General features: G+C 62.6%; 1 protein-coding gene. It reads left to right on the top strand.

Going from position 1 to position 770, the window contains the following annotated elements; translation table 11 throughout:
* Nucleotides 1-219: hypothetical protein (locus NNI01S_RS35820; RefSeq protein WP_218019298.1), on the top strand; the 219-nt coding region annotated here is incomplete at its 5' end.
* Nucleotides 220-770 lie beyond the last annotated feature (551 nt).

Here is a 770-nt window from a genome sequence, read left to right as displayed (position 1 = left end):
AGCGGCTGGTCGGTCAGGCTATGCCCCGAATGTGATGAGGAAGCCCTGGTCGACGTCGATACACGCGCAAACCAGGATGCATCCTCTAGTGTCTGTTTCCAGTGCGGCTTCAACACTAGCGACAGGATGGGAAGCTGCGGTGATTGCGGCCGCGCCACCGTCGACGCCGACTTCGACATGTGCCCCGGCTGCTTCCAGTACCGGGTCGACAGGGATTGACGGCATCAGCACTCCTGTGCTCGCCGCGCAGTACACTCCATCGGCGGCCGCTTGCCGGGGGAGTCAACTGGCCGCGGTGGCGACTCAACTGCAATTGATGGACGTCCAACAAGGGTGGGTAGCGCCATAGTTCAGCTTCCTTCGGCTCACTACGAGTAGCGTATCGACGGGGCCGCGGCAACGCTTCGACAGATTCAAAGCCAAACGGATGCATGCGCCCAGCCGAGACATTCTCAAATGTCCGACAATCGGCAATACCGAGCGTTTGGCTGGCCCGCTGTGCAGATTGCGTATCGTTTGGCGGAGCTACGTGGGCGCAAACTCGAGCAAGCCCCGCGGTTACCCCGCGCTTTCGTCGTCGATCTGACGTCGGCGTCGGATGCCTACGGGGGAGAGAGATGCTCGCGGAGCCGGAGGCGCATCGTCGGTCGTGTAGCTTCTTCCCTGGTCAGCCGTCTGGTGGGGTGTCGTGCGCCCTCTTCGGCGTAGTCAGCCAGCAGGCTGCGTGGTCTACCGGTCGACTTGACGTTCTGACGACCGGTCCCCGAGGG

Origin of the sequence: Nocardia niwae NBRC 108934 = DSM 45340, assembly GCF_001613465.1 — a bacterium.
Taxonomy (GTDB): Bacteria; Actinomycetota; Actinomycetes; order Mycobacteriales; family Mycobacteriaceae; genus Nocardia; species Nocardia niwae.
The sequence above is the reverse complement of the archived record's forward strand: the minus strand, read 5'-3'. Positions and strand labels throughout refer to the sequence as shown.